This window comes from Pseudomonas sp. BLCC-B112 (genome assembly GCF_028550695.1).
In the GTDB taxonomy this organism is placed as follows: Bacteria; Pseudomonadota; Gammaproteobacteria; order Pseudomonadales; family Pseudomonadaceae; genus Aquipseudomonas; species Aquipseudomonas danubii.
The window spans coordinates 226858-253024 of the sequence record NZ_JAQQGK010000005.1 but is presented as its reverse complement, the minus strand read 5'-3'; the positions used below and the strand labels follow the sequence as shown (position 1 = coordinate 253024).

The window sequence follows — 26167 nt, the reverse complement described above, 5'->3', positions numbered from 1 at the left end:
ATAAACCTGTATCGGCAGGCAGAAGGATTTCTGCAAAGTAACTTTTTTGCTGTTTGGACTCGAGCAATGACGGGCAATTGGCGACGTTTTTCCGGCAAAAAAAAGCCCCGCCAAATTGACGGGGTTGAGGTACGAGCGTGGCGCTCGGAAAACGTGCGGTACCGGCCCACCCATGACGGGAAGGCCGGTTCGCGAGTTACAGCAGGATGGTGCGGATGTCGGCCAGCAGGTCGCTCAGACGCTTGGTGAAGCGTGCGGCGGCCGCGCCGTTGATCACACGGTGATCGTAGGACAGGGACAGTGGCAGCATCAGCTTCGGCTGGAAGGCCTTGCCGTCCCAGACGGGCTGGATGGTGGCCTTGGAAACACCGAGGATCGCCACTTCCGGCGCGTTGACGATCGGCGTGAAGCCGGTGCCGCCAATGTGCCCGAGGCTGGAGATGGTGAAGCAGGCGCCTTGCATCTCGTCCGCAGAGAGCTTCTTGGTCCGGGCTTTTTCCGCCATGGAAGCTGCCTCGGCCGCCAGTTGCAGCAGGCTCTTCTGGTCGACGTTCTTGATCACCGGTACCAGCAGGCCATCCGGGGTGTCCACGGCGAAGCCGATGTTCACGTACTTCTTGCGGATGATCGCCTTGCCGCTGGGTGCCAGGGAACTGTTGAAGTCCGGCAGTTCCTTGAGCAGGTGCGCACAGGACTTGAGCAGCAGCGGCAGGATGGTCAGCTTGACGCCGGCCTTCTCGGCCACGGCTTTCTGTGCAACACGGAACGCTTCCAGCTCGGTGATATCGGCCGAGTCGAACTGCGTCACGTGCGGCACGTTCAGCCAGCTGCGGTGCAGGTTGGCGGCGCCGGCCTGCATCAGGCGGGTCATCGGCACTTCTTCGATTTCACCGAAGCGGCTGAAGTCCACGACCGGAATCGGCGGGATGCCCGCGCCACCGGTTGCGCCGGCAGCCGGTGCTTCCTTGGCCTTCTGCATCATCGCCTTGACGTAGACCTGCACGTCTTCCTTGAGGATGCGGCCGTGCGGGCCGCTGGCGCTCACGGCGTTCAGCTCGACACCGAATTCGCGGGCCAGTTGGCGCACAGCCGGGCCGGCGTGAACTTTCGCGCCTGGTTTGGCCGGTGCGGCAACTGGAGCGGCAGCGGCAGGCGCGGCGGCGACAGGAGCAGCTTCAGCTTTCGCCGGGGCAGGGGCCGCGGCAGGTGCCGGAGCGGCTGCCGGGGCGGCGCCCTTGACCTTGAGCTTGAGGATCAGGTCGCCGGTACCGACTTCGTCGTCCAGCTTGATCGACACGCTTTCCACGATGCCGGCGGCTGGCGATGGGATTTCCATGCTGGCCTTGTCGGATTCGAGGGTGATCAGCGACTGGTCGGCAACCACGCTGTCGCCGGCCTTGACCAGCACTTCGATGATCTTGGCCTTGCCGGCCGAGCCGATGTCCGGAACGTGAATGTCCTGGACGCTGTCGGCCACTGGCGCAGCTGCAGCAGCGGCTGGCGCAGGCGCGGCGGCAGCCGGAGCGGCGGCCTGGGCTGGTGCGGCAGTGGCAGGAGCCGCAGCACCGGCCACTTTCAGGGCCAGGATCAGGTCGCCAGTGCCCACTTCATCGTTGAGCTTGACGCTGATGCTCTCGACCACGCCGGCAGCCGGCGACGGGATTTCCATGCTGGCCTTGTCGGATTCGAGGGTGATCAGCGACTGATCAGCCTCGACGGTGTCGCCGACCTTGACCTGGATCTCGATGATCTGGGCCTTGCCCGACGAGCCGATATCCGGCACGTGCACCTGCTGTACCGAGGCAGCGGCAGGAGCGGCAGTTGGAGCGGCAGCAGCTGGCGCTGCGGCCGGCTGTGCAGGTGCGGGTGCAGCGGCTGCAGGCGCAGGGGCCGCAGCAGCGGCGCCCTCGACTTCCAGTTCCAGCAGTTCGTCGCCTTCTTTCAGGCGGTCGCCCAGCTTCACTTTCAGGCTTTTGACCACGCCGGACTTTGGCGCAGGGATTTCCATGCTGGCCTTGTCCGACTCGAGGGTCAGGATGCTCTGGTCGGCTTCGATGCGATCGCCGACCTTGACCATCAGTTCGATTACTTCACCTTCACCGCTGCCGATGTCAGGTACGCGAATGAGTTCGCTCACAGAAAGTCTCCTCAGCAGTCCAGTGGGTTGCGTTTTTCCGGGTCGATACCGAACTTGGTGATGGCTTCAGCCACGACCTTGGGTTCGATGTCGCCACGGTCAGCCAAGGCTTCCAGGGCTGCCAACACCACGAAGTGACGGTCTACTTCGAAGAAGTGACGCAGTTTCTTGCGGCTGTCGCTGCGGCCGAAACCGTCGGTGCCCAGGACTTTGAATTCCTTGGACGGCACCCACTGGCGGATCTGTTCGGCAAACAGCTTCATGTAGTCGGTAGAGGCGATGACCGGACCCTTACGGCCGCTCAGGCACTCTTCGACGTAGCTCAGCTTCGGCTTCTGGCCAGGGTGCAGACGGTTGCTGCGCTCTACGGCCAGGCCATCGCGACGCAGTTCGTTGAAGCTGGTCACGCTCCACACGTCAGCGGCGACGTTGAACTCGTCACGCAGGATCTTCGCCGCTTCGCGGACTTCGCGCAGGATGGTGCCGGAGCCCATCAGTTGCACGTGGTGCGCGGCTTCGCGGGTGTCTTCTTCCAGCAGGTACATGCCCTTGATGATGCCTTCCTCGACACCTTCAGGCATGGCTGGCTGCTGGTAGGACTCGTTCATCACGGTGATGTAGTAGAAGACGTCCTGTTGCTCTTCGGTCATCTTCTTCATGCCGTCCTGGATGATCACCGCCAGCTCGTAGCCGTAGGTTGGATCAAAGGTGCGGCAGTTCGGGATGGTCCCGGCCAGCATGTGGCTGTGACCGTCTTCGTGCTGCAGGCCTTCACCGTTGAGGGTGGTACGGCCGGCGGTGCCGCCGATCAGGAAGCCGCGGGTACGGCTGTCGCCGGCAGCCCAGGCCAGGTCGCCGATACGCTGGAAGCCGAACATCGAATAGAAGATGTAGAACGGCAGCATTGGCTGGTTGTGGCTGGAGTACGAAGTACCGGCCGCGATGAAGGAGCTCATGGCGCCCGCTTCGTTGATGCCTTCTTCGAGGATCTGGCCCTTCTTGTCTTCGCGGTAGAACATCACCTGGTCTTTATCGACTGGCTCGTAGAGCTGGCCGACGGAGGAGTAGATACCCAACTGACGGAACATGCCTTCCATACCGAAGGTACGGGCTTCGTCCGGAATGATCGGCACGATGCGCTGGCCGATTTCCTTGTCCTTGACCAACTGCGCGAGGATCCGCACGAAGGCCATGGTGGTGGAGATTTCGCGATCGCCGGAACCGTCGAGGATGGCCTTGAGGGTATCCAGTGGCGGAGTCGGGATGCTGAAGCTCTTGGCGCGACGCTGAGGCACGAAACCGCCCAGTGCGGCACGACGCTCGCTCAGGTAACGGGCTTCGGCGCTGCCTTCTTCAGGCTTGAAGAACGGCAGGTTTTCGATGTCGTCGTCTTTCACCGGAATGTCGAAACGATCGCGGAACAGCTTCAGGCTTTCGACGTCGACTTTCTTGGTGTTGTGCGCGGTGTTTTTCGCTTCGCCGGCGCCGGTGCCATAACCCTTGATGGTCTTGGCCAGGATGACGGTCGGCTGCTCTTTGTGGTTGACCGCCTCGTGGTAGGCCGCATAGACCTTGTACGGGTCGTGGCCGCCACGGTTGAGTTTCCAGATCTCGTCGTCAGACAGATCGGCAACCATCGCCTTGAGTTCAGGGGTATTGAAGAAGTGCTCACGGACGAACGCGCCGTCCTTGGCCTTGTAGTTCTGGTACTCGCCGTCGATGACTTCGTCCATGCGGCGTTGCAGGATGCCGTCGACGTCCTTGGCCAGCAGTGGGTCCCAGAAACGGCCCCAGACCACCTTGTTGACGTTCCACTGGGCACCGCGGAACACGCCTTCGAGTTCCTGGATGATCTTGCCGTTGCCGCGAACCGGGCCGTCGAGGCGCTGCAGGTTGCAGTTGATGACGAAGATCAGGTTGTCCAGCTTCTCGCGGCCGGCCAGGGAGATCGCGCCCAGGGATTCCGGCTCGTCGCACTCGCCGTCGCCCATGAAGCACCAGACTTTCTGCTTGCCGGCCGGGATGAAGCCGCGGGCTTCCAGGTACTTCATGAAGCGTGCCTGGTAGATCGCCTGGATCGGGCCCAGACCCATGGAAACGGTGGGGAACTGCCAGAAATCAGGCATCAGCCAAGGGTGTGGATAGGACGACAGACCGTTGCCATCCACTTCCTGGCGGAAGTTGTTCATCTGGTCTTCGGTGATGCGGCCTTCCATGAACGCACGGGCGTAGACGCCTGGCGATGCGTGACCCTGGAAGTAGATCAGGTCGCCGCCGTGTTCGTCGGTCGGGGCCTGGAAGAAGTAGTTGAAGCCGATGTCATACAGGGTGGCGCTGGAGGCGAAGCTGGAGATGTGACCGCCCAGGTCAGAATCTTTCAGGTTCGTACGCATGACCATGGCCAACGCGTTCCAACGTACCAGCGAGCGAATGCGGCGTTCCATGAACAGGTCGCCAGGCATGCGTGCTTCGTGGGTGACGGGAATCGTGTTGCGGTATGGCGTGGTGATGGCGTAGGGCAGTTGCGAGCCGCTGCGGGTCGCGAGTTCGCCCATACGGGTCATCAGATAGTGAGCACGGTCTTCGCCTTCTTTGTCGAGAACCGATTCCAGGGCGTCCAGCCATTCCTGGGTTTCGACGGGATCGAGGTCTTGCATGGCTTGCTCCAGGGCGGAAAGGCTTCCAGAATCGGTTGCCTGAGTTTGCGACTGGCCTTGTGGGCAGACGATTATAAATTCTTGGATTGCCGGAGGTTGATCCGGCGGCGTGTAGTTTTACTACAAATCGTCGGCCATTTCAGCCTTTCGAATGTATATACGAGTAGTAAAACTACAGAAGAGCGGCTTATGGCCTCCTGCTGCGTTGTGAGAATAATCGTTACTGTTGGTCGCTGACTAACGGGAATAGGTAATAAATTAATGCCGGCTGCTAAAAAAAACCTATTTTCAGCTATTTCTAACTTTTGTTCGACAGTCCATCAGGCTGCTCGCCCTCGATATTCCTCTCCGCCCGCCTTTTCCACGCCGATCAAGGATAGCCCATGAGTCTGCCCGCGCTTGCCCCAGTCCCCGCGATTCTCCTGCCATTTGTCAGCGGTGCAGAGCAGTCGTTCCGCGCTGCGGTGGCGGCCCTTGAAGGCGGTCCCGATGTTGCGGATTGGAGCGCCGAGCGCTGGGCCGAGTTTGCCCGGGTCAGTGCCGCCAGTGACTTCGTCATTGAACAGAGTCTGCGTGACCCTTTGATGTTGCTGGAGCTGGTGCGCTCCGGTGAGCTGGACCGGGCTTTTGCGCCGGGTGAGTTGTGCGCGCAGATTGCGGCGGCGGTGCAAGCGGCCGAGACCGATGATCAATTGGGCCGCGTACTGCGCCGCCAGCGCACTCGCCAGCAGGTGCGGATCATCTGGCGCGACCTGACCCGCCAGGCGGATCTGGTGCAAACCTGCCGTGACCTTTCCGACCTGGCCGACGCCTGCATCGACCAGGCCTATCAATGGCTGTATCTGCGTCATACCCAGCAATTTGGCGTGCCCACCGGCGGCCGCAGCGGCGAGCCGCAGCAGATGGTCATCCTCGGCATGGGCAAGCTGGGAGCAGTGGAACTCAACCTGTCGTCGGACATCGACCTGATCTTTGCCTATCCCGAAGGCGGCGAGACGGTGGGGGTCAAGCGTGCCCTGGACAACCAGGAGTTCTTCATCCGTCTGGGGCAGCGTCTGATCAAGGCCCTGGACCCTATGACCGTCGACGGTTTCGTATTCCGGGTCGACATGCGCCTGCGGCCGTACGGCTCAGCCGGTGCCCTGGTGCTGAGTTTCAATGCCCTGGAACAGTACTACCAGGACCAGGGGCGCGACTGGGAGCGCTACGCCATGATCAAGGCCCGGGTGGTGGCCGGGGATCAGGTGGCCGGGGCGCAATTGCTGGAGATGCTGCGGCCCTTCGTCTACCGCCGGTACCTGGACTTCTCCGCCATCGAGGCGCTGCGCACCATGAAGCAACTGATCCAGCAGGAAGTCCGGCGCAAGGGCATGGCCGACAACATCAAGCTGGGCTCGGGGGGCATTCGCGAGGTGGAGTTCATCGCCCAGGCCTTCCAGCTGATTCACGGTGGTCGCGACCTGAGCCTGCAGCAGCGTCCTTTATTAAAGGTGCTAGGCACTCTGGAGGGGCAGGGCTATTTGCCGGCCGCGGTGATCAGCGAGTTGCGTGAGGGCTACGAGTTCCTGCGCTACACCGAGCACGCGATCCAGGCCATTGCCGACCGGCAGACGCAGATGTTGCCGGACAATCCCCAGGACCAGGCGCGGATCGCCTTCATGCTCGGCTTTGCCGACTGGAGCGCCTTCCATGAGCAACTGATGTACTGGCGTGGGCGGGTGGAGTGGCACTTCCGCCAGGTGATTGCCGATCCTGATGAAGACGAAGGCGCTGAAAGCGAAGTGGTGGTGGGGGGCGAGTGGCTGCCGTTATGGGAGGAAGCCCAGGACGAGGAGGCCGCCTGCCGGCAGTTGCAGGAGGGTGGTTTCGTCGATGCGCCCAAGGCCCTGCGGGCACTCGCCAGCCTGCGCGGTAGTCCGCAATTGCGGGCCATGCAGCGTCTGGGGCGTGAGCGTCTGGATGCCTTTATTCCACGCCTGCTGGCTCAGGCCGTCGAACACGCCAATCCGGATCTGGTCCTGGAGCGAGTCTTGCCGCTGGTCGAGGCGGTGGCGCGGCGTTCGGCCTATCTGGTGTTGCTCACCGAAAATCCTGGCGCCTTGCGCCGCTTGCTGACCCTGTGCGCGGCCAGTCCGTGGATTGCCGAACAAATCACCCGCTTCCCTCTGTTGCTGGACGAATTGCTCAACGAAGGACGCCTGTTCAAGCCGCCCCTGGCGCCGGAGCTGGCGGCCGAGCTGCGCGAGCGCCTGACGCGGATTCCCGAGGACGACCTGGAACAGCAGATGGAGGCCCTGCGCCACTTCAAACTGGCCCACCGTTTGCGGGTGGCCGCCTCGGAGATCGCTGGCAGCCTGCCTTTAATGAAGGTCAGCGATTACCTGACCTGGCTCGCCGAGGCGATTCTGGAACAGGTGCTGGCCCTGGCCTGGCGCCAGACCGTGGCCAAGTACGGGGCGCCACAGCGCACTGACGGCACCTTGTGTGACCCGGGATTCATCATCGTCGGCTACGGCAAGGTCGGCGGCATCGAGCTGGGCCACGGTTCCGACCTGGATCTGGTCTTTATCCATGATGGCGATCCGCAAGCGGAAACCGATGGGCCCAAACCCATAGACGGTGCACAGTTCTTCACCCGGCTGGGGCAGCGCATCATCCATCTGCTGACCACCCAGACCAACTCCGGCCAGTTGTATGAAGTGGATATGCGCCTACGGCCGTCCGGTGCTTCGGGGCTGCTTGTGAGTTCCCTGGGGGCTTTTGCCCGCTATCAGGAAAACGAAGCCTGGACCTGGGAGCATCAGGCGCTGGTCCGGGCCCGGGTGCTGGTGGGCAGCCAGGATGTGGGCCAGGCCTTTGAAAAGGTCCGGGCCGCCGTGCTGGGTAAAACCCGCGACCTGCCCAAGTTGCGCCAGGAAGTCAGTGAAATGCGGGCCAAGATGCGTGACAACCTGGGCAGCCGCCTGACCGCCGCCGGAACCGCGGCCAACGCCTTTGAAGCCACGGCGCCGTTCGACCTCAAGCAGGACGCCGGAGGTATCGTCGATATCGAATTTATGGTGCAATACGCGGCCCTGGCGTGGTCCGAAGAGCACCCGTCATTGCTGCGCTACACCGATAACATCCGCATTCTGGAAGGGCTGGAGCAGGTTGGGCTGATGCCGGCGAGCGATGCCAGCCTGCTGCGCGAGGTCTACAAGGCCTACCGTTCCGCCGCTCACCGGCAGGCGTTGCAGAATGAGGCCGGAATCATTAACGGTGATCAATTCGTGACCGAACGACGGGAAGTGTTACGAATTTGGCGCGAGCTGGGGCTAAGCTAGTCGGCATAATGCAGCCGCAATTGTATTCGGCGAGCTGCGAGGCTCGCCCCAACTGAACCGACGGTGAAGGCCGCGGTGCTGGATTCTCGAGGCGGGGAGGCGTATGCCTCCCCGGCTCGTTTATGGAAACCACATGAATATTCTGATCGTTGGGCCCAGTTGGGTCGGTGACATGGTGATGGCGCAGACACTCTTGGAGTGCCTGAAACAGCGTCATCCACAATGCGAGATCGACGTGCTGGCCCCCGAGTGGAGCCGGCCGATCCTGGAGCGCATGCCCCAGGTGCGTCGGGCCTTGAGCTTTCCTCTTGGCCACGGTGTCCTGGAACTGGCGACCCGCCGGCGGATCGGCAAGTCCCTGGCCGGCCAGTACGATCAGGCGATCCTGCTGCCCAATTCGCTGAAGTCGGCCCTGGTGCCGTTCTTCGCAGGTATCCCCAAGCGCACCGGCTGGCGCGGCGAGTTCCGCTACGGCTTGCTCAATGACGTGCGCAAGCTCGACAAAGAGCGTTACCCGCTGATGATCGAGCGCTTCATGGCTCTGGCCTATGAGCCGGGCGCCGAATTGCCCCAGCCTTATCCGCGCCCGAGCCTGCAGATCGATCCGCAAAGCCGCGAGGCGGCCCTGGCCAAGTTTGGCCTGAGCCTGGATCGCCCGGTGCTGGCGCTGTGCCCGGGAGCAGAGTTCGGCGAGGCCAAACGCTGGCCGTCCGAGCATTACGCACAAGTGGCTGAGGCGAAGATCCGCGAGGGTTGGCAGGTCTGGCTGTTCGGTTCGAAGAACGATCATGCTGTGGGTGAAGAGATTCGCGGGCGACTGATTCCCGGCTTGCGCGAGGAATCTACCAATCTCAGTGGCGAAACCTCCCTGGCCGAGGCCATCGACCTGCTGTCCTGCGCCGATTCGGTAGTGTCCAACGACTCCGGGCTGATGCACGTGGCGGCCGCGCTGAATCGTCCGCTGGTGGCGGTGTACGGCTCCACCTCCCCGGGCTTCACCCCGCCCCTGGCGGATCAGGTCGAAGTGGTGCGCCTGGGGATCGAGTGCAGTCCGTGTTTCGATCGCACTTGTCGCTTCGGTCATTACAACTGCCTGCGCCAGTTGTTGCCGCAGCCGGTGAATGAAGCCTTGCAGCGGTTGCAGGGCTCCCCGGTCGAGGTTCAATAAGTTGCGGGTACTGTTGATCAAGACCTCGTCCCTGGGGGATGTGATTCATGCATTGCCGGCGCTGACCGATGCCGCGCGAGCGATCCCGGGGATCACGTTCGACTGGGTGGTGGAAGAAGGCTTCGCCGAGATTCCTTCCTGGCATCCGGCGGTAGGCAAGGTGATTCCGGTGGCGATCCGCCGCTGGCGCAAGAATATCTGGCAGACCATCAAGAGCGGCGAGTGGCGCCGCTTCAAGCAGAGCGTGCGTTCTACCAAGTACGACCTGGTGATCGATGCCCAGGGCCTGCTGAAAAGCGCCTGGCTGACCCGTTACGTGCGCGCCCCGGTGGCGGGGCTGGACAAACACTCGGCCCGTGAGCCCCTGGCTTCGCGTTTCTACTCGCGACGCCTGGCGGTGGCCCGCGGGCAGCACGCCGTGGAGCGGGTGCGCCAGCTGTTCGCCGTGGCCCTGGGCTACGACCTGCCACAGGGCCTGGGCGACTACGGCCTGAATGTCGAAAAACTGGTGGAGCTGCCGCGCAAGAATCCCTTCGTGCTGTTCCTGCACGGCACCACCTGGGACACCAAGCACTGGCCTGAGGCCTATTGGCGCGAGCTGACCGAGCGCATGGGCATGCTCGGGGTCGAGGTCAAGCTGCCCTGGGGCAATGCTGTCGAGAAGGCCCGGGCGGAGCGTATTGCCAGTGGCCTGAAAAACGCCACGGTTCTGCCCAAGCTGAACCTGGCCGGGGTCGCCAAGGTGCTGGCCGATGCCCAGGCCTGTGTGGCCGTGGACACCGGGTTGGGCCACCTGGCCGCGGCCCTGGATGTGCCGACCATCTCCTTGTTTGGCCCGACCAATCCGGGCCTGACCGGCGCCTATGGCAAGGTGCAGATTCACCTGGGGAGCAACTTCCCCTGTGCGCCGTGCCTGCAGAAAAAATGCACCTACCAGCCCACTGCTGTGGATCAGCAACGCTATGACATCAAGCGCGAGTGGCCATTGTGCTTCACGCGCCTTAACCCCGAGCGTGTCGCCAGCCGACTGAGCACCTTGTTACTGGCTGAGGAGCCGCGCTGATGCAATTGGCTTTTGTCCTTTATAAGTATTTTCCCTTTGGCGGCCTGCAGCGCGACTTCATGCGTATTGCCCTGGAGTGTCAGCGCCGCGGGCACCAGATCCGCGTCTACACCCTGATCTGGGAAGGTGACGTGCCTCCTGGCTTTGAAGTGCTGGTAGCGCCGGTCAAGGCGCTGTTCAATCATCGTCGCAACGAAAAGCTCAGCGCCTGGATGGCGGCCGACCTGGCCAAGCGTCCGGTGGATCGGCTGATCGGTTTCAACAAGATGCCGGGGCTGGACGTGTACTACGCCGCCGACGGCTGCTTCGAGGACAAGGCGCAGAATCTGCGGCACTCCCTGTACCGTCGCTGGGGTCGCTACCGGCATTTCGCCGAGTACGAGCGGGCGGTGTTCGCCAAGGATGCCAAGACCGAGATCCTGATGATCTCCGAGGTTCAGCAGCCGCTGTTCATCAAGCATTACGACACCCCACTGGAGCGCTTTCACCTGCTGCCGCCGGGCATTGCCCAGGATCGCCGCGCACCGTCCAACGCTGCCGAGATCCGCGCCGATTTCCGTCGTGAGTTCGCCTTGAAGGACGACGAGCTGCTGCTGGTGCAGATTGGCTCCGGGTTCAAGACCAAGGGCGTGGACCGCAGCCTCAAGGCGCTGGCGGCCCTGCCTTCGGCGCTGAAAAAACGCACCCGACTGTTTGTAATCGGCCAGGACGACCCCAAGGTATTCCAGGTACAAAGTGCCGCATTGGGGCTCAGCGACCAGGTGCAGTTCATGAAGGGGCGCAGTGATATTCCGCGTTTCCTGCTGGGAGCCGACCTGCTGATTCATCCGGCCTACAACGAAAATACCGGCACTGTGCTGCTCGAAGCCCTGGTGGCTGGGCTGCCGGTGCTGGTGAGCGCGGTCTGCGGCTACGCCCATTACATCGCCGAGGCCGAATGCGGCCTGGTGCTGGATGAGCCGTTCGAGCAGGCGCAGCTCAATCAATACCTCACCACCCTGTTGACCGACGACGCTGCACGCGCGACCTGGAGCCGTAATGGCCTGGCGTTCGCCGAGACGGCCGACCTTTACAGCATGCCGCAGCACGCTGCGGATGTGATTCTGGCGGAGCAACACCGATGAAGTTGATGCTTGCCGAACCCTTCAAGAGCCTCTGGGCCGGACGCGATGCGTTCGACGCTGTCGAGGGCCTGAAGGGCCAGGTCTACCGTGAGCTGGAAGCGCGCCGTACCTTGCGTACGGAAGTCGACGGTCGCGGTTATTTCGTGAAGATCCATCGCGGCATTGGCTGGGGCGAGATCGTCAAGAACCTGATCACCGCCAAGCTGCCGGTGCTTGGCGCCGGTCAGGAATGGCGGGCGCTGGAGCGTCTGCATCAGGTGGGCGTGCCGACCATGACTGCCGTGGCCTACGGCGAGCGCGGCAGCAACCCGGCGGACCAGCACTCGTTCATCGTCACCGAGGAGCTGGCGCCCACCGTCAGCCTTGAAGACTTCAGCATCGACTGGGTCAAGCAGCCGCCTGCGCCGGCCCTCAAGCGCGCGCTGATCGCCGAAGTGGCGCGCATGACCGGCATGATGCACCGCGCCGGGGTCAACCACCGCGACTGCTACATCTGCCATTTCCTGTTGCACACCGATCGTCCCATCACGCCTGCGGAGCTGAAACTCTCGGTGATCGACCTGCATCGTGCCCAGACCCGGCCGAGGATCACCCTGCGCTGGCGCAACAAGGACCTGGCCGCCCTGTATTTCTCCGCCCTGGATATCGGCCTGACGCGCCGCGACAAGTTGCGCTTCCTCAAGGGCTATTTCCAGCAGCCGTTGCGGCAGATCCTGGCCGAAGAAGCGGCGCTGCTGTCCTGGCTTGAAGGCAAGGCGGAAAAACTCTACGCACGTAAGCAGCGGTACGGAGACGCACTCTGATGGCGAGTTGGAACCTGGACCCCGCTTATCAGGAGTTGACGCAAGATTTCGGCAGTCTGGACGCGGTATTTGCCCTGCAGGGCGAGCATCTGACCCGGGACCCTCTGTCGGAGGTTATTCGGGTCGAGCGCGGCGGCGTCAATTACTACGTCAAGCGCTATACCGGCGCCGGCAAGAACCTGCGGCGCTACCTGGGCAAGCCCCGGGTCAAGTTCGAATGGCAGAACCTCAAGCGCTTCGCCAAGTGGGGCATTCCCACTGCCGATGTGGTGGCCTGGGGCCTGGAACGTCGCTGCCTGGCCTACTCCCGGGGCGCGATGATCACTCGCGAGCTGCCGCGGACCGAGGACCTGTCGGTGCTGGCCGAGCGCAACGATCCACGGCTCAAGGATCGGCGCTGGGTCGATGGGGTGAGTCGTCAGTTGGCCGCTTATACCCGGGTCATGCATGACCATCGCTTTACCCACAATGATTTGAAGTGGCGCAACCTGCTGATCGACGATCAGGACCGGTTGTACCTGATCGACTGTCCGAACGGCGATTTCTGGCGTGGTTTCTGGCTCAAGTACCGGATCACCAAGGACCTGGCCTGCCTGGACAAGGTGGCCAAATATCATCTGTCGGCCACTCAGCGCCTGCGTTTCTATCTGCAGTATCGCCAGCGCGATCGCTTGAGTGCCGCCGACAAGGCGCGTATTCGCCACGTGGTGAGATTTTTCGAGGGGCGCGAATGACTGATTTCCTGGCGTCCGAGGAACGTGCGCTACTGGAGCGTAACGGTCTCGGCACTTTTGACCAGTTGTGGGCTACGCAATTGGATGCGGTGGATGAGCCCAATACCAGTCGCGGCGGCAGCAGCAGCGTCTTTCGCCTGGATGTGGAAGGGCAGGGGTTCTATCTCAAGCGGCAGACCAACTACCAGACCCGGACCCTGCATCGGCCTTTCGGCGAACCGAGTTTCGCCCGGGAGTTTCGCAACATCCGGCGTTATCAGCAGTTGGGCATTCCCGCGCTGCAGGCGGTGTTCTTTGGCATGCGCAAGGTCAATGGCGAGTCTCGAGCCATACTCCTGACCCGGGCCCTGGATGGTTGGGACGATCTGGATGCGCTGCTGTCGCGTTGGGATGAGCTCAGTGAGCTCCAGCGCCAGGCGGTACTCAAGGCCTGCGGGCAACTGGCCCGGCAACTGCACAGCTTGCGTCAGGTCCATGGCTGCTTCTATCCCAAGCATATTTTCCTGCAAGGCCATGGCGAGGGTTACCGGGCGCAGTTGATCGACCTGGAGAAAACTCGGCCCTTGCTGTTCGGTCAGCGCGACCGGGTCAAAGATCTGGAACCTTTACTGCGCCGGGCTTCGGTGTGGAATGCCGACGAAGTGCGCGGCCTGTTGGCGGCCTATCTGGAGCAGCCCCTGGACAGTTCCCTGGTGGGCGCCTGGGCCGCTCGTCTCAGTGCTCGCAGCAGTCACAAGGAATCTCGCTGATGCGTTTGTCCGAGCTGAAAAACAGCGGGCGCAGCCCGACCCTGCCCCTGAGCCTGGAGCTGGCGGACGCTGCCGGCCCGGCGCAGTTGCAGTTGCTGACCCTGTTACGCGTGCTGCCGGGGCAGCGCTATGTCGGTGCCGGTGTCTGGCGTGGGCGTCCGGTGCTGGCCAAGTTGCTGGTGGGGCCCAAGGCCGCGCGGCATTTTCAGCGGGAATTGCAGGGTGTGCGCCTGCTGGCGGAGCAGGGGCTGACCACGCCGTTGCTGCTGGCGGACGGCTTGCAGGAAGGCGAGGGCGGCTGGTTGCTCTTCGAGTTCCTGGAAGGGGCGCAAAGCCTCGGCGACGCCTGGAAGCAGGTTGAGAAGCTGCCGGTGCTGGCCGATGAGCAGACCGCGGTGTTGGCTGAGGCCCTCAGAGCTATTGCCCAGTTGCACGCCAAGGGCCTGTGGCAGGAAGACCTGCACCTGGACAACCTGTTGCGCCATGACGGCAAGCTGCACCTGATCGATGGCGCGGGGATCTGTGTCGAAGAAGCTGGCAAGCCCCTGTCCCGGCAAAAGGTCCTGGAAAACCTGGGCGTGTTCTTCGCCCAGCTACCCAAGAGCCTGGAACCCTTCACTGAAGAGTTGCTGGTGCATTACCTGCTGAGCAATGCCGAGCACGCCTTGCCCCTGGAGGCCCTGGAGAAGCAGGTGAACAAGGTGCGTGGCTGGCGCCTGCGGGACTTTCTCAACAAGGTTGGCCGTGAGTGCACGCTGTTCAGCGTGCAGCGTGGACCTTTCGCCTTGCGTGCGATTCGCCGTGAGGAAGAGGCCGCGATGCTGCCAGTGTTGGCGCAGGCCGATGCCCTGTTGGATCAGGGACATCTGTACAAGACCGGTGGCGCCGCCAGTGTCGGCCGGGTTGAGGCCGCTGGGCGGACCCTGGTGGTCAAGCGCTACAACATCAAGGGCTTGGCTCATTGGCTCAAGCGTTTCTGGCGCCCGAGCCGGGCCTGGCACTCCTGGCGTGAAGGCAATCGCCTGGAATTCCTGGGGATTGCCACGCCCAGGCCCCTGGCGGTACTGGAGCAGCGTTTTCTCTGGTTGCGCCGTCGGGCCTACCTGGTGACCGAGTACTTGCCGGGGCCTGACATCATTGAGCGTTTTGCACCGTTCGTGGACAGTGGCGAGGCGCCTGAATCGGAGTTGCTGGCGCTGGATCGGCTGTTTGCCCAGTTGATCAGGGAGCGCATCAGTCACGGTGACTTAAAGGGCCACAATCTGTTCTGGCAGGACGATCGCTGGGCCCTGATCGATCTCGATTCCATGTGCCAGCACTCCAGTCTGAGCAGCTTTGCTCCGGCATTTGCCCGAGATCGCGCACGTTTCATGCGCAACTGGCCCGAAAGCAGCAATTTGTATCAAGTGATTGATCGGCGGCTGCCCAAGACCGTCCAGAGCGCCGAGGCCTGACCTGCGACCTATAGCCGCTGCTGCAGGCAGCGGCTTTGGGCCGTGGCGTATGCGGCGCCCGGGCTTGGCGCTTGCCGCTAGAGGCTTGCCCCTGCTTTTACGTTATAATCCCGCCCTTTCGTTGTTTCTCGCCCCTTTGCGAGCACACTTTATTTTCAAGGCGCACTGCGCCCGCATGCAGACTAAACGAGGCTAGACCCCTGTGGCATTGACGATTCTTGGCCTGTCCGGCGCCCTTAGCCATGATCCTTCAGCAGCCCTGTACATCGACGGCAAACTGATTGCCGCCGCTGAAGAAGAGCGTTTCGTGCGCGACAAGCATGCAAAGAACCGCATGCCCTACGAGTCGGCGAAGTTCTGCCTGGAACAGGCCGGGATCAAGCCTTCCGACGTTGACGTGGTAGCGATTCCGTTTGCCCCGATCAGCCTGTTCGGCAAGGCTCGCTGGCATTACGCCAAGCGCTACTGGTACGCCCCGGACCGCGCCCTGGACGCGATCCTGATGGGCAACCGTCGCTACAAGCGCTATCGCAAGAAGATCGTCTGGTGCCTGGAGCAACTGGGTTTTGACCCGAAAAAGGTCAAGATCGAGCCGGTGGAGCACCACCTGGCCCACGCCTCCAGTGCCTACCACTGCTCGGGCTTCAAGGAGAAGACCGCGATCCTCGGGATCGACGGCAAGGGCGAATACGCCACTACCTTCTTCGGCTACGGCGAAAACGGCAAGATCCACAAGATCAAGGAATTCTTCGATCCGGACTCCCTGGGCGGCCTCTATGGCGCGATCACCGAGTTCCTCGGCTTCGAAATGCTCGACGGCGAGTTCAAGGTCATGGGCATGGCGCCTTATGGCGACGCCAGCAAGTACGATTTCTCGCGCCTGGCCAGCTTTGAAAACGGCGAACTGGTGATCAACACCGACTACGCCAACGTCATTGGCCTGCGTCGCTACAAAGAGAAGGGCAAGGGTTTCTACTTCTCGCCAAAACTCATCGAGTGGCTGGGTCCCAAGCGCGAAGGCGACATCGCCGACGAGCCTTACATCCACTACGCCGCGAGCATGCAGGCGCTGTTCGAAAAACTGGCCCTGCAGATGATCGACCACTACCTGGGCGACGTCCTCAAGGAAACCGGCAAGCTGGCTTTCGCCGGCGGCTGCGCGCTGAACGTCAAGCTGAACCAGAAGATCATTGCCCGTCCTGAAGTCAAAGAGCTGTTCGTGCAGCCGGCTTCCGGCGACGCCGGCACCGCCGTGGGCGCTGCTGCGTACGTTTCCCATGCCCGTGGGGTGCCGGTAGAGAAGATGGAACACGTCTATCTCGGCCCGTCCTACAGCAACGAAGACGTGATCGCAGCCTGTGCCCGTCACCCGAACAAACCGGCTTGGCGGCAGATCGACAACACCCCGGAACGCATCGCCAAGATCATGGTCGATGGCAACCCGGTGGCCTGGTTCCAGGGCCGCATGGAGTTTGGTCCACGTGCCCTGGGCGGTCGTTCGATCATTGGTTGCCCGAGCGCCGTGGGCGTTGCCGACCGGATCAACGAGCAGATCAAGTTCCGCGAGCGCTGGAGGCCTTTCTGCCCGTCGATGCTCGACACCGTCGGTCCGCAGATGATCAAGGTCGACCATCCGGCGCCATTCATGACCTTCACCTTCGAAGTGGCTGAAGAGTGGAAGACCCGGGTGCCGGAAGTGGTTCACGAAGACGGTACATCCCGGGCTCAGGTGCTCAAGCGCGAATACAACCCGCGCTACTACGACATGATGAAGGCCCTGGAAGTCCTGACCGGTAACGGCGTGTCGCTGAACACCTCGTTGAACCGCCGTGGCGAACCGATGATCTGCTCGCCGACCGATGCCCTGAACATGTTCTACGGTTCCGATCTGCAGTACCTGATCATGGAAGACATTCTGGTGGTCAAAGACGGCGTGGACCCTTATGACACGCTCGGCTGAACGCCATGTGCTGCAGTTTTGCCACGGCTATGACGGGCCGTTCCTGGACTGCGCCCGGCAATACGCCAACTTGTTCGCGGGCAGCGGCTATCGGGTGACCACGGTGTTTCTCACCGGGGCCGCCGATGCCGAAGTGGCTGCCGGCTGTGCGTCCGATGAAGTGCTGTTCATGGAATACAGCTCCAAGGCCATTCGTGGCCTCAAGCTGGGTGCCATTCGTGACCTGCGCAAGATTGCCGCCTCGCGCAATTTCAGCTTTTGCATCGCTCACCGCTTCAAGCCGATCTACATCGCTTTGTTGGGCACCCGCTTGCCGGTAGTGGGTGTCCATCACGCCTTTTCCGACTACAAGCGCCGTAGCCGGCAGATCTTCGCTGGACTGTTTCGCAAGCGCCTGAGCCTGTTGGGGGTCTCTGATGCGGTGCGTGACGACATGCGTGCCTGCCTGCCCAAATGGCCTGCGGCGCGCATCCAGACCCTGTACAACCGCATCGACCTGGAAGCCTTGCAGGCCAGCCAGCTGGACGCGGCCCAGGCCCGCAGCGAGCTGGGCCTGTCCGCGGATGCCTGGATTGTCGGCAACGTCGGACGCCTGCACCCGGACAAGGATCAGGCCACTTTGCTGCGGGGCTTTGCCGCCGCCGTGCCGCAATTGCCGCAGCAGAGTCAGCTGGCCATCCTGGGGACCGGACGCCTGGAGAAAGATCTGAAATCCCTGGCCCGTGAACTGGGCGTGGCTGATCGTGTGCTGTTCCTCGGGCAGGTGCCGGACGCTCGGCGCTATTTCCGTGCGTTCGACGTATTTGCCTTGAGCTCCGATCACGAACCCTTTGGCATGGTCCTGCTGGAAGCCATGGCGGCCGGTGTGCCCTTGCTGGCCACCGCCTGCGGCGGTGCAAAGGAAGTGGTAGAGGGTGTGGGTATTCTGTTCCCCCTGGGAGACGCCGAGCACATGGCTCAAGGGCTGCAGCACCTGGCCGCGATGGATGATCATCAGCGCCGGGTCTGTGCCGAGCTGATGCTCGATCGCCTGCGCGAGCGTTTCTCCGACCGTGCTGTACGGGACGTATTCTGGCGTTTGCCGCAAGTCACCGATCTGACCGCGAGGGGTTGATGCTCAATCGATTTCAAGGCTGGCGCGAACGTGGCTGGTCAGTCATTGACGCGTCGACCTATGCCGATGCCTGGCAGCGCTTTGGTGGCAGCGTGGCGACCCATCCGTTGGTGGTGGAGCAACTGGCGGACCTGGCGCAGATTCCCGTGCGTTATCTGGCCTGGGAACAGGACGGCCATCTGCAGGCGGCCATTGCCACCTGGGGGCGGGACCTGGCGCTGTCCAAGGACGTGCTCAAGCGAGCCGGCAAGAAGGGCCTGTTCGACATCGGCAATGCCGAGTTGATCCTTCCGGCAGCGGCCAATGCTCAGGTGCCACTGCGTCATCGTGGGCGCTACCTGTCTGCGCTTAACGAAGGGCGCTTCAGCACCCTCAAGCCTCAGGCCGAACAATTGGCCATGGCCCGTACCCCCGAAGAGCTGTCGAAGAAGTTTCGCTACAACCAGCGCCGCGAACTGCGTCTGTTGGAAGAAGCGGGCGGGGTGGTGCGTGCGGTCAGTGATTTCACCAGTGCTGAACTGGCGGCCATCTACTGTGACCTGTTCCAGCGCCGCTGGGGCTTTGCGGCCACTGGCGCCGAGCGCATGGCCGAGGTGTTGGAACGCTTGCGCGAGCTGCTGATCGGCTCGGTGATTTTCCTCAATGATGCGCCGATTGCCGTGCAGTTGATCTACCGGGTCGAAGCGCCGCAGTGGATCAGCGTGGAGTATGTCAACGGTGGTGTTGACCCACAGACGCGTGAGTTCAGTCCAGGGAGCGTGCTGAGCTTCCTCAACACCCAGAGTGCCTGGGAACAGGCTCGGGCCCTGGATAAACCGCTGCGTTTCTCCTTTGGCCGCGCCGACCGTGAGTACAAGGACCGTTGGTGCAATCCGGTGCCGGTTTTTCAGGTGTGAGGCCGTCCATGAGTCGCAAACAGCAACTGCTCAAGCGCCACCGGCGCAATAAACGAATCGCCCTGTTGGTGGGCCTGGTGCTGTTGCTGTTGATTGGCGTGCTGGTGGCCTGGTGGTTGCCGCTGCTGCTGGCCGTTCTTGGCTGGCTGGCCCATGAGGCCTGGTTTGCCGATCACCTGTTCTACTCGCCCAAGGACGACTACTGCTATGACTTTGGCAGCGATGTTCGGCAGCTCGCAGTGCGCCTGGAGGCGGGGCGCCTGCTGCTGGATTCGGTACAGGAACTGGCGGCGGACGAGACACTGATTCTTGGGGTGCAGGTCAAGAGTTCCTGGATCGGACGTTTTCTCGATCCGGCCGTTGAAGTGCTGGGCGGCCCGACGCTCGACCGCCAGGCGTTCGAGCGGGGCGTCGATGGCCTGCGTTATCTCAATCTTAGCGGCCTGGCAGGTCCCCTGGTCGGCGGCGAGCTGCAACTGCGTGGGCGATTCTGTCGGATTCAGGTCCAGCCGCAGTTGATGGCCTGGCGCGACCCCGACTACCGACGCCAGCGAGTGATGGTGATTGCTCCCCATGCCGACGATGCTGAACTGGCAGCCTTTGGCTTGTACAGCCAGGCCGACGAAGCCTGGATCGTGACCCTGACAGCGGGTGAAATCGAGGCCGAGCATTATCAGGCCATGGGTATGAACGCTGCCGAGGCCGCGCGAATCAAGGGCCGGTTGCGAGCCTGGGACAGTATCGCTGTGCCGCGTTGGGCGGGAGTGCCTGAAGCGCACTGCGTACAGCTGGGGTACTTCTGTCTGCAACTGCCTGCCATGCAGGCCGCGCCGCAACAGCCGGTGGCCTCGCGTGAGGCGCAGTTGAGCGATATCCGCCTGTTCCGCCAGTTCAATCCGTTCCCGCTACCAGCCGATCGGGATGGGCTGCCGACCTGGGACAACCTGTTGGCTGATCTGCGCGAGCTGCTGCTCAAGGCGCGGCCCGAAGTGCTGGTACTGCCGCATCCGTCACTGGACCCTCATCCTGACCATATCTGTGCCCAGGCGGCGGTGATGCAGGCGCTGGAGGGGTTGGACTGGCAGCCGACCACCGTGCTTGGCTATGCCAATCACCTGCATGACAACGACCGCTGGCCAATGGGTGATTCGGGTGCGGGCATTGCTTTGCCGCCGGTGTTCGATTCGACGACAGTGTTGCGTCCCTGGTGTTTGCCACTGTCCCAGGTTGAGCAATATGACAAGGCCATGGCCTTGGGCATGATGCATGACCTGCAGCCGAGAATGCCGTTCAAGCGGCGTCTGCGCAGGTCGATACAATGGCTTCTGGCTAGTAGAGTGCCTTCGACCCTGGGAGAGAATGAGTTCTTTCGCAAGGCAGTGCGGCGGCACGAACTGTTCTGGCTGTTGCGGCAGCGATAAAACCGGCATAAACACAGGAATCTGTTGTGCCCCTAACCTGACAGCGAGTTTTTTGTGATCAATCCACGCCCGCGAATCCTGTTTCTCATGCCCTATTTCGGGCGCTGGCCATTCTGGCTGCCGTTTTTTCTCGAAAGCTGCCGACGCAATCCGGATATCGACTGGTTGTTTTTCAGCGATTGTGGGATTCCGGATAATCTGCCGCCGAACGTCCAGTTTGAAAGCATCAGCTTTGCTGATTATTGCGCCTTGGTGTCCCAGCGCCTGAACATCGATTTTGCGCCCAATGCGGCTTACAAGCTCTGTGATATCAGGCCTGCAATGGGTTATATCCATATTGATCGGCTGCAGGGCTACGACTTTTGGGCTTTCGGCGATATCGATCTGGTCTACGGTGACCTGCGGGCCTACTTCACCGCAGATCGTCTGGCGAAGTATGACCTGTTCTCCACCCACGAGCGTCGCGTCGCTGGGCACTTGTGCCTGATACGCAACAGCGCCCGCCAGCTTGAATTGTTCAGGCAGATCAAGGATTGGCAGACGCGCTTTACCGACCAGCAGCATCATGCACTGGATGAAGGGGCGTTCAGTCGGATTTTTCTCTGGCGCAAGAACTTCCCGAAGCCGCTGTTCAAGCTGGTGGGCAAGTTCAACCCATGGCGTCGTCGCAGCGAGTTCACTGAGGCGTTCAGCACGCCGGGCGGAGTGATCGACTGGCATGACGGCAGTCGTGATTTTCCAACGCGCTGGTACTGGAAGGATGGGCATCTGACCAATGACCGTGACGGCGACCGCAGTTTTCCGTATTTCCACTTTGTGTGTTGGAAGCGCAATGAGTGGTCGGATTTGCCTGAGCAGGATGCCAAGGTGGTCCAGGCCCTGGCCAGCGAGTCTTCCTGGGTCATCGATGCCACAGGTTTCCACCGGGGAGAGTTATGAGTCAGCGCTTCAAGGTCCTGCAATTGCAGCCGGACTACAACGTCAAATCCCACGACTTCGCCGACCTGGCGGAGCAGATCGTCAAGGCCTTGCCGGCTGACCGGTACGAGATGACGGCGGCCTTCCTGCGTGGGCGACCCGGGCCGGCTGATCCGGTCAGCCGGGCCGATCATTCGGTGTATTTCGAGTTTTCCGACAAGGCCCTGAAAGGCATGCGTCTGCGGGCCATGTGGCGGTTGTATCAGTTCTGCCGCAAGGAAAAGTTCGATGTGGTGATCTGCAATCGCTTCAAGCCGGTGAACATGATGCTGACCCTCAACCGTTGGTTGAAGGTCCCACTGTGCATTGGCATCTCCCATGGTTTCGGTGAGTACGACCGGCTTTACCGGCGGCGCCAGACCCAGCGCCTGATCGACCGGCACTGGCGTTTTGTCGGTGTATCGCCCGCGGTCAAGCAGTACTTGCTGGATTGCCAGTGCGGTTTCACCGACCAGAACACCTGGGCGATCACCAACGCCATCGATATCGAACAGGCCGAAGCCTTGCAGCACTCCCGCGAGCGCTCTCGTGAGTTGTTGGGGCTGGACCCTTCCGTGCGCCTGATCGGTGCGCTGGGGCGCCTGGTGCCGGTCAAGGGCCACACCTACCTGCTGCAGGCATTTGCTCAGCTCAAGGACAAGTACCCGCAGACTCAGTTGGCGATCATTGGCGCCGGGCGCGAAGAGGCCAATCTGCGCGCCGAGATCGAGCGTCTGGGCCTGCAGGGTCGGGCCCACCTGCTGGGCTTCAAGGAGAACGCACTGCAGTATGTGCGTGCCTTCGATATCTGGACCATGCCGTCATTGGCCGAAGGCTTGGGCCTGGCGTTGCTGGAAGGCATGAGCGGGCAGTTACCGGTGATCGCTTCCAATGTACCGGCGATGCTGCCGCTGATTGAAGGGGCCGGTGGCCTGGCGGTTGAGCCGGCCAATGTGCCGGCGCTGACGGCGGCACTGGACAATTACCTGGGGCTCTCCGATGAGGCGTTGGCCGATAAGGGCCAGCAAGCGTACCGCTATTTGCAGAAAGAACATGATATCGAGGTGTTCCGCGAGGAATACCGGCAATTGATCGACTCGGGATTGAGTCAGGCGGGCAAGAGGCAGCAATGACAGACCAGCAACCTGTGGTGACGGTAATCATCGCCTCCTACAACCACGCACCCTATATCGAGCAGAGCATTCTCAGCGTGCTCAACCAGACCTATTCGAACATCGAACTGCTGGTGGTGGATGACGGTTCCAGCGATGACAGCGTCGAGCGTATCCGGCGGCTGCAGGCGTTGCATGGTTTCGACTTCCGCGTTCAGCAGAATCAGGGGCTGACCAATACCCTCAATGGCGCCATCGCTCGGGCCAAGGGCAGCCTGATCGTGCCCTTCGGCTCCGACGACATTATGCTGCCCGAGCGTATCGCGACTCAGGTGGCATACCTGGACGGCAAGCCGGAGGTCGGGATCTGCGCCGGCAATATTGAGTTGATCGACAGCGATGGCAACCTGTTTCCCGAAAATCGCCAGCGCCGTGATGTACCGTTCCGGCGTCTGGATTTCGATGACATGTTCCTTGAGCGCAAGCCTTACCCGCCTGCGCCGACGTTGATGATTCGCCGTGAGGCACTGGAGAAGGTCGGTGGTTTCGACCCGAATATCCGCCTTGAGGACTTGCTGATCGAGCTGAAGATCACCCATGCGGGCTACTTTATCGACGGCTTGAATGTAGTGATGGCGCGTTATCGCAAGCATGCCACCAACTCCTACAAGAACAACCGCTTCATGATCGACAACATCCTGCGCACCTACGCTCTGTTCAGTGAGCATCCGCTGTACGAGGAGGTTCGCTACAAGTTCCTCAGTTCGATGTTCCTCAAGGTGTCCAATCGCGATCGGAAACTGGCTCGCGAATTGTTGGCGCAGATTCCGTTCAAGGCCTGGAACAAGAAAACCTGGCGTGGACTGGTCCGCCTGTATTTTTCGCCGCTGGAAAAAGACTGAAGGGGCGCCGGAGCATGGGCTGGATTCAACGCTTTCTTGAAAAGCGCGCCAAGCGTGCGATCCGCAAACTGCCGAAAATCGAACGCGGCGTGGTGCGCTTCCAGCAGCGTTATCCGGGTTACAGCATTGGCCGCGGCAGTTATGGCTTGCCTGAGGTGCATGACTGGCAGGAAGGTTCGACCCTGAGCATCGGTGCTTACTGCTCGATCGCCGAAGGCGTGCAGATTTTTCTTGGTGGTCACCACCGTGCGGATTGGGTCAGCACCTACCCCTTTCCCGCAATGCTGCCCCAGGCCGCGCATATCAGCGGTTACGCCGGCACCAATGGCGATGTGCGGGTGGGCAGTGATGTATGGCTGTGCTCCAACAGCACACTGTTGTCCGGTGTGACCATTGGCCATGGCGCGATTGTCGCAGCGGGGGCTCTGGTCACCAAGGATGTGGAGCCCTATGCGGTGGTCGGTGGCAATCCGGCGCGCTTCCTGCGGTGGCGCTTCCCCGAAGAACAGCGCCAGCAGTTGTTGCAGAGTGCCTGGTGGGACTGGCCGGAAGCCGAGTTGCACGGGCTTGCCGACAAGCTGTGCAGTGATGATATCGAAGGCTTCCTGGCCTATGCCCGGCAGCGTCAGGCTTGACGTTCAGCGGCTCAATCCCCTGTGACCTGATTCCCTGACAGCCTTGTGCGACTGTCAGGGTGCAGATGTGGGTGCAGGGGTTCAGTGAGCGCCTTGGCGCTCGTCGCTCGCAGGCAGTTGCTTCAGCAGGCCGGTTGCACGGGACATCGAGGTAGGCAGCGCATACCCCGCCTGTAGTGCATTCAGGTGCTCCTGGAACAGCCAGTTACTGTCTTCGCTATAGCGCTGCATGTGCCGCAGATTGCGCTGGCGCAGTGAAGTTCTCAGCGAGGAGGGGTAAACCCGTAGATCGGCAAGATCGATCAGGCCGAATTCGCCGTTCTCCAGGACCAGCACATTGGCCAGGTGAAGCGAGCGAAAGTACACCCCTTGTTCATGCAGTCGAGCCATGAACGTACCGAAGTCCTTGATCAACTGCGCGCGCTCTTCTGCCGAGCCTGCCAATTGCAGGCGCTGGCGTAGGGTCTGCCCAGGCAGTGGCTGGTAGCGCACGGCGTTGCTGCCGTCCGCAAGTCGGTACAGGCCCAGGATGACCGGGGTGGTAATGCCCAGATCACGCAGTTGCTCGCTGTTTGTGGCAAAGCGCTCGGAGTAGGGGTTGAACCCTCCCGAGGTGTACCAGCGACGAGGGCGGAACAGCTTGAAGAAACTGCCATCCTCCAGACGCAGGACCTTGGGCCCCAGGCCATCGGCTTCGATGACCTGGGCATTGGCGAGCAGTTGTTCGGCTGCGGCCGGGGTCAGTGAGGCTACCTGCACAGGTGGCGAACGTCTGGCGCGCTGGTGAATGCACAGGGCGGCGATCATGGCCAGGGGGATCCACAGCAGGAACCAGTGCTCCTTTGGACGCGAAAGAATCCCGCCGCCTTCTGTCAGGCCGGCGCCAATGCCAAAGACCAACCAGCTGGAAGCCAGGATCAGCAAGGGTGTGGTGCGAAGCTGCCAGCTCTTGAGCAGGGCCCAGGCCTGCATGAACAGCCACGGCAGCAGGCCGAAGATGCCCACATAGTAGAGAACCCCCAGGGCGAAGTTGTGTGGCTCTTCCAGAAGGAAGCCGATACCTGGGTCCAGGGACAGGCTGGCGTTATAGCCATGACCGATCCAGGGATGATTGACGATCTGCACCAGCGCCAGGCGCCAGAGGTCGAAGCGCGAAGAGCTGCCACGCTCCAGAAGCATCTGCGAGAACAGGAGCAGGACCGCCGCGCCGCCTATTGCCATGCCCGCAAGCAGCATCAACGAGCGGCGGTTCCAGCTGATGAAGCTCAGCCAGAGAGCGGCCAGGGTCAGCGCCACCAAGGGCGTCCTGGAGCCGGTGGCAATCAGTGCGGCAAACATGATGGCCATTGCCGGAATGCTCAGCCAGAGCATCTGGTAGCGGCGACAGGTCATGCTCAGGCTCAGCCAGTAGACGCAGAAGAAACCGAAGACGTGGGAGCTCAGCAGCGGATTGTCAAAGGCTCCGGCACCCACCATGCGCAGATCGGGGGTGTGGTAGCGAACGAAGACGTACAGGTTGAAGATCGAGGCGAGCAGGGCAACGATCGCCGCGCAGAAGATCAGTGGCTGCACTATGTCATTGCGATAGCGCACCAGCAGGGTACAGCCGGCGAACAGCATCAGCGTATGCAAAGGGGTCTTGATCTCTCCCAGCACGCTGTCGACCGGCGGGCTCCAGGCCAGGCTGACGATGGCCCAGGTACAGAACAGCAGCATGGCGATGAAGATAGGCTCGCGCAGCAGTCCTTTCAGTTCGCTGGGGCGTGTACACAGGGCAATCAACGTCGGGATGCTGAACAGGCCGTAGTACAGCTTGTGCAACTGACTGCGGCCGGGGAGGAAAAACAGCGCGCAGAGCAGCAATAGATACCCTAGCGGCAGAATCCACAGGCAAATGAAATCGAATACTCGATTCGACGTGTTGCGAAGAGCGTTGGGTTGCATGCTTAGACGTTCAT

19 protein-coding genes are annotated in these 26167 nt (G+C 61.8%); 16 read left to right on the top strand and 3 right to left on the bottom strand.

Translation table 11 applies throughout. The features are described from left to right. Positions 1 to 196: 196 nt before the first annotated feature. Positions 197 to 2137, bottom strand: a complete 1941-nt coding sequence (aceF, locus tag PQT43_RS15035) for a dihydrolipoyllysine-residue acetyltransferase (protein ID WP_272754221.1) — start codon at positions 2135 to 2137, stop codon at positions 197 to 199. An 11-nt stretch (positions 2138 to 2148) separates the two neighbouring features. After that, a complete protein-coding gene (gene aceE, locus PQT43_RS15030; protein ID WP_110595419.1) occupies positions 2149 to 4794 on the bottom strand; it encodes a pyruvate dehydrogenase (acetyl-transferring), homodimeric type in 2646 nt (881 codons plus the stop codon). Positions 4795 to 5177: 383 nt separating this feature from the next. Between aceE and glnE the strand changes: the two genes are divergently transcribed. The 16 genes from glnE (at position 5178) to PQT43_RS14950 (ending at position 24209) form a co-directional block, all read left to right on the top strand. Further along, complete coding sequence (glnE, locus tag PQT43_RS15025) at positions 5178 to 8117, top strand: bifunctional [glutamate--ammonia ligase]-adenylyl-L-tyrosine phosphorylase/[glutamate--ammonia-ligase] adenylyltransferase (RefSeq protein WP_272754220.1); 2940 nt, start codon at positions 5178 to 5180, stop codon at positions 8115 to 8117. A gap of 133 nt (positions 8118 to 8250) precedes the next feature. Further along, positions 8251 to 9285 carry a lipopolysaccharide heptosyltransferase II gene (gene waaF / locus PQT43_RS15020; RefSeq protein WP_102882041.1) on the top strand — a complete coding sequence of 345 codons (1035 nt, stop codon included), beginning with the start codon at positions 8251 to 8253 and terminating at the stop codon, positions 9283 to 9285. A gap of 1 nt (position 9286) precedes the next feature. Further along, positions 9287 to 10348: a lipopolysaccharide heptosyltransferase I gene (waaC, locus tag PQT43_RS15015; RefSeq protein ID WP_102862862.1), complete on the top strand. Its 1062-nt coding sequence runs from the start codon at positions 9287 to 9289 to the stop codon at positions 10346 to 10348. Next, a complete protein-coding gene (locus PQT43_RS15010; protein WP_102862863.1) occupies positions 10348 to 11472 on the top strand; it encodes a glycosyltransferase family 4 protein in 1125 nt (374 codons plus the stop codon). Before waaC ends, PQT43_RS15010 begins: the two co-directional genes overlap by 1 nt. Further along, positions 11469 to 12275: a lipopolysaccharide core heptose(I) kinase RfaP gene (rfaP, locus tag PQT43_RS15005; RefSeq protein ID WP_110595420.1), complete on the top strand. Its 807-nt coding sequence runs from the start codon at positions 11469 to 11471 to the stop codon at positions 12273 to 12275. The genes PQT43_RS15010 and rfaP overlap by 4 nt, the downstream gene beginning before the upstream one ends. Next, positions 12275 to 13009 carry a lipopolysaccharide kinase InaA family protein gene (locus PQT43_RS15000; protein WP_102862865.1) on the top strand — a complete coding sequence of 245 codons (735 nt, stop codon included), beginning with the start codon at positions 12275 to 12277 and terminating at the stop codon, positions 13007 to 13009. The genes rfaP and PQT43_RS15000 overlap by 1 nt, the downstream gene beginning before the upstream one ends. After that, entirely contained in the window at positions 13006 to 13758 is a 753-nt protein-coding gene (locus tag PQT43_RS14995) for a lipopolysaccharide kinase InaA family protein (RefSeq protein ID WP_213664629.1), read from the top strand. Before PQT43_RS15000 ends, PQT43_RS14995 begins: the two co-directional genes overlap by 4 nt. After that, complete coding sequence (locus PQT43_RS14990; protein WP_267269280.1) at positions 13758 to 15212, top strand: lipopolysaccharide kinase InaA family protein; 1455 nt, start codon at positions 13758 to 13760, stop codon at positions 15210 to 15212. Before PQT43_RS14995 ends, PQT43_RS14990 begins: the two co-directional genes overlap by 1 nt. A gap of 202 nt (positions 15213 to 15414) precedes the next feature. Then, a complete protein-coding gene (locus tag PQT43_RS14985) occupies positions 15415 to 17172 on the top strand; it encodes a carbamoyltransferase family protein (protein WP_102862868.1) in 1758 nt (585 codons plus the stop codon). Then, on the top strand, positions 17156 to 18286 hold the full coding sequence (locus tag PQT43_RS14980) for a glycosyltransferase (protein ID WP_102862869.1): 1131 nt from the start codon (positions 17156 to 17158) through the stop codon (positions 18284 to 18286). Before PQT43_RS14985 ends, PQT43_RS14980 begins: the two co-directional genes overlap by 17 nt. Continuing rightward, on the top strand, positions 18286 to 19182 hold the full coding sequence (locus tag PQT43_RS14975; protein ID WP_250329936.1) for an antimicrobial resistance protein Mig-14: 897 nt from the start codon (positions 18286 to 18288) through the stop codon (positions 19180 to 19182). Before PQT43_RS14980 ends, PQT43_RS14975 begins: the two co-directional genes overlap by 1 nt. A gap of 8 nt (positions 19183 to 19190) precedes the next feature. Then, the gene (locus tag PQT43_RS14970) at positions 19191 to 20603 is read left to right on the top strand and encodes a PIG-L deacetylase family protein (protein ID WP_253084251.1); all 1413 of its coding nucleotides are present in this window, start codon (positions 19191 to 19193) and stop codon (positions 20601 to 20603) included. Between the two features lie 54 nt (positions 20604 to 20657). Beyond that, positions 20658 to 21542 carry a DUF6625 family protein gene (locus PQT43_RS14965; protein ID WP_253084250.1) on the top strand — a complete coding sequence of 295 codons (885 nt, stop codon included), beginning with the start codon at positions 20658 to 20660 and terminating at the stop codon, positions 21540 to 21542. Then, positions 21539 to 22693, top strand: coding sequence for a glycosyltransferase (locus PQT43_RS14960; protein WP_102882035.1), 1155 nt, complete (start codon positions 21539 to 21541; stop codon positions 22691 to 22693). The genes PQT43_RS14965 and PQT43_RS14960 overlap by 4 nt, the downstream gene beginning before the upstream one ends. Then, complete coding sequence (locus PQT43_RS14955; RefSeq protein WP_102882034.1) at positions 22690 to 23574, top strand: glycosyltransferase; 885 nt, start codon at positions 22690 to 22692, stop codon at positions 23572 to 23574. The genes PQT43_RS14960 and PQT43_RS14955 overlap by 4 nt, the downstream gene beginning before the upstream one ends. Before the next feature lie 14 nt (positions 23575 to 23588). Continuing rightward, the gene (locus PQT43_RS14950) at positions 23589 to 24209 is read left to right on the top strand and encodes a CatB-related O-acetyltransferase (RefSeq protein WP_102862875.1); all 621 of its coding nucleotides are present in this window, start codon (positions 23589 to 23591) and stop codon (positions 24207 to 24209) included. Between the two features lie 81 nt (positions 24210 to 24290). Here the strand turns inward: PQT43_RS14950 and PQT43_RS14945 are convergent, their stop codons facing one another. Then, entirely contained in the window at positions 24291 to 26153 is a 1863-nt protein-coding gene (locus tag PQT43_RS14945; protein WP_253084246.1) for an O-antigen ligase family protein, read from the bottom strand. Positions 26154 to 26167: the final 14 nt, after the last annotated feature.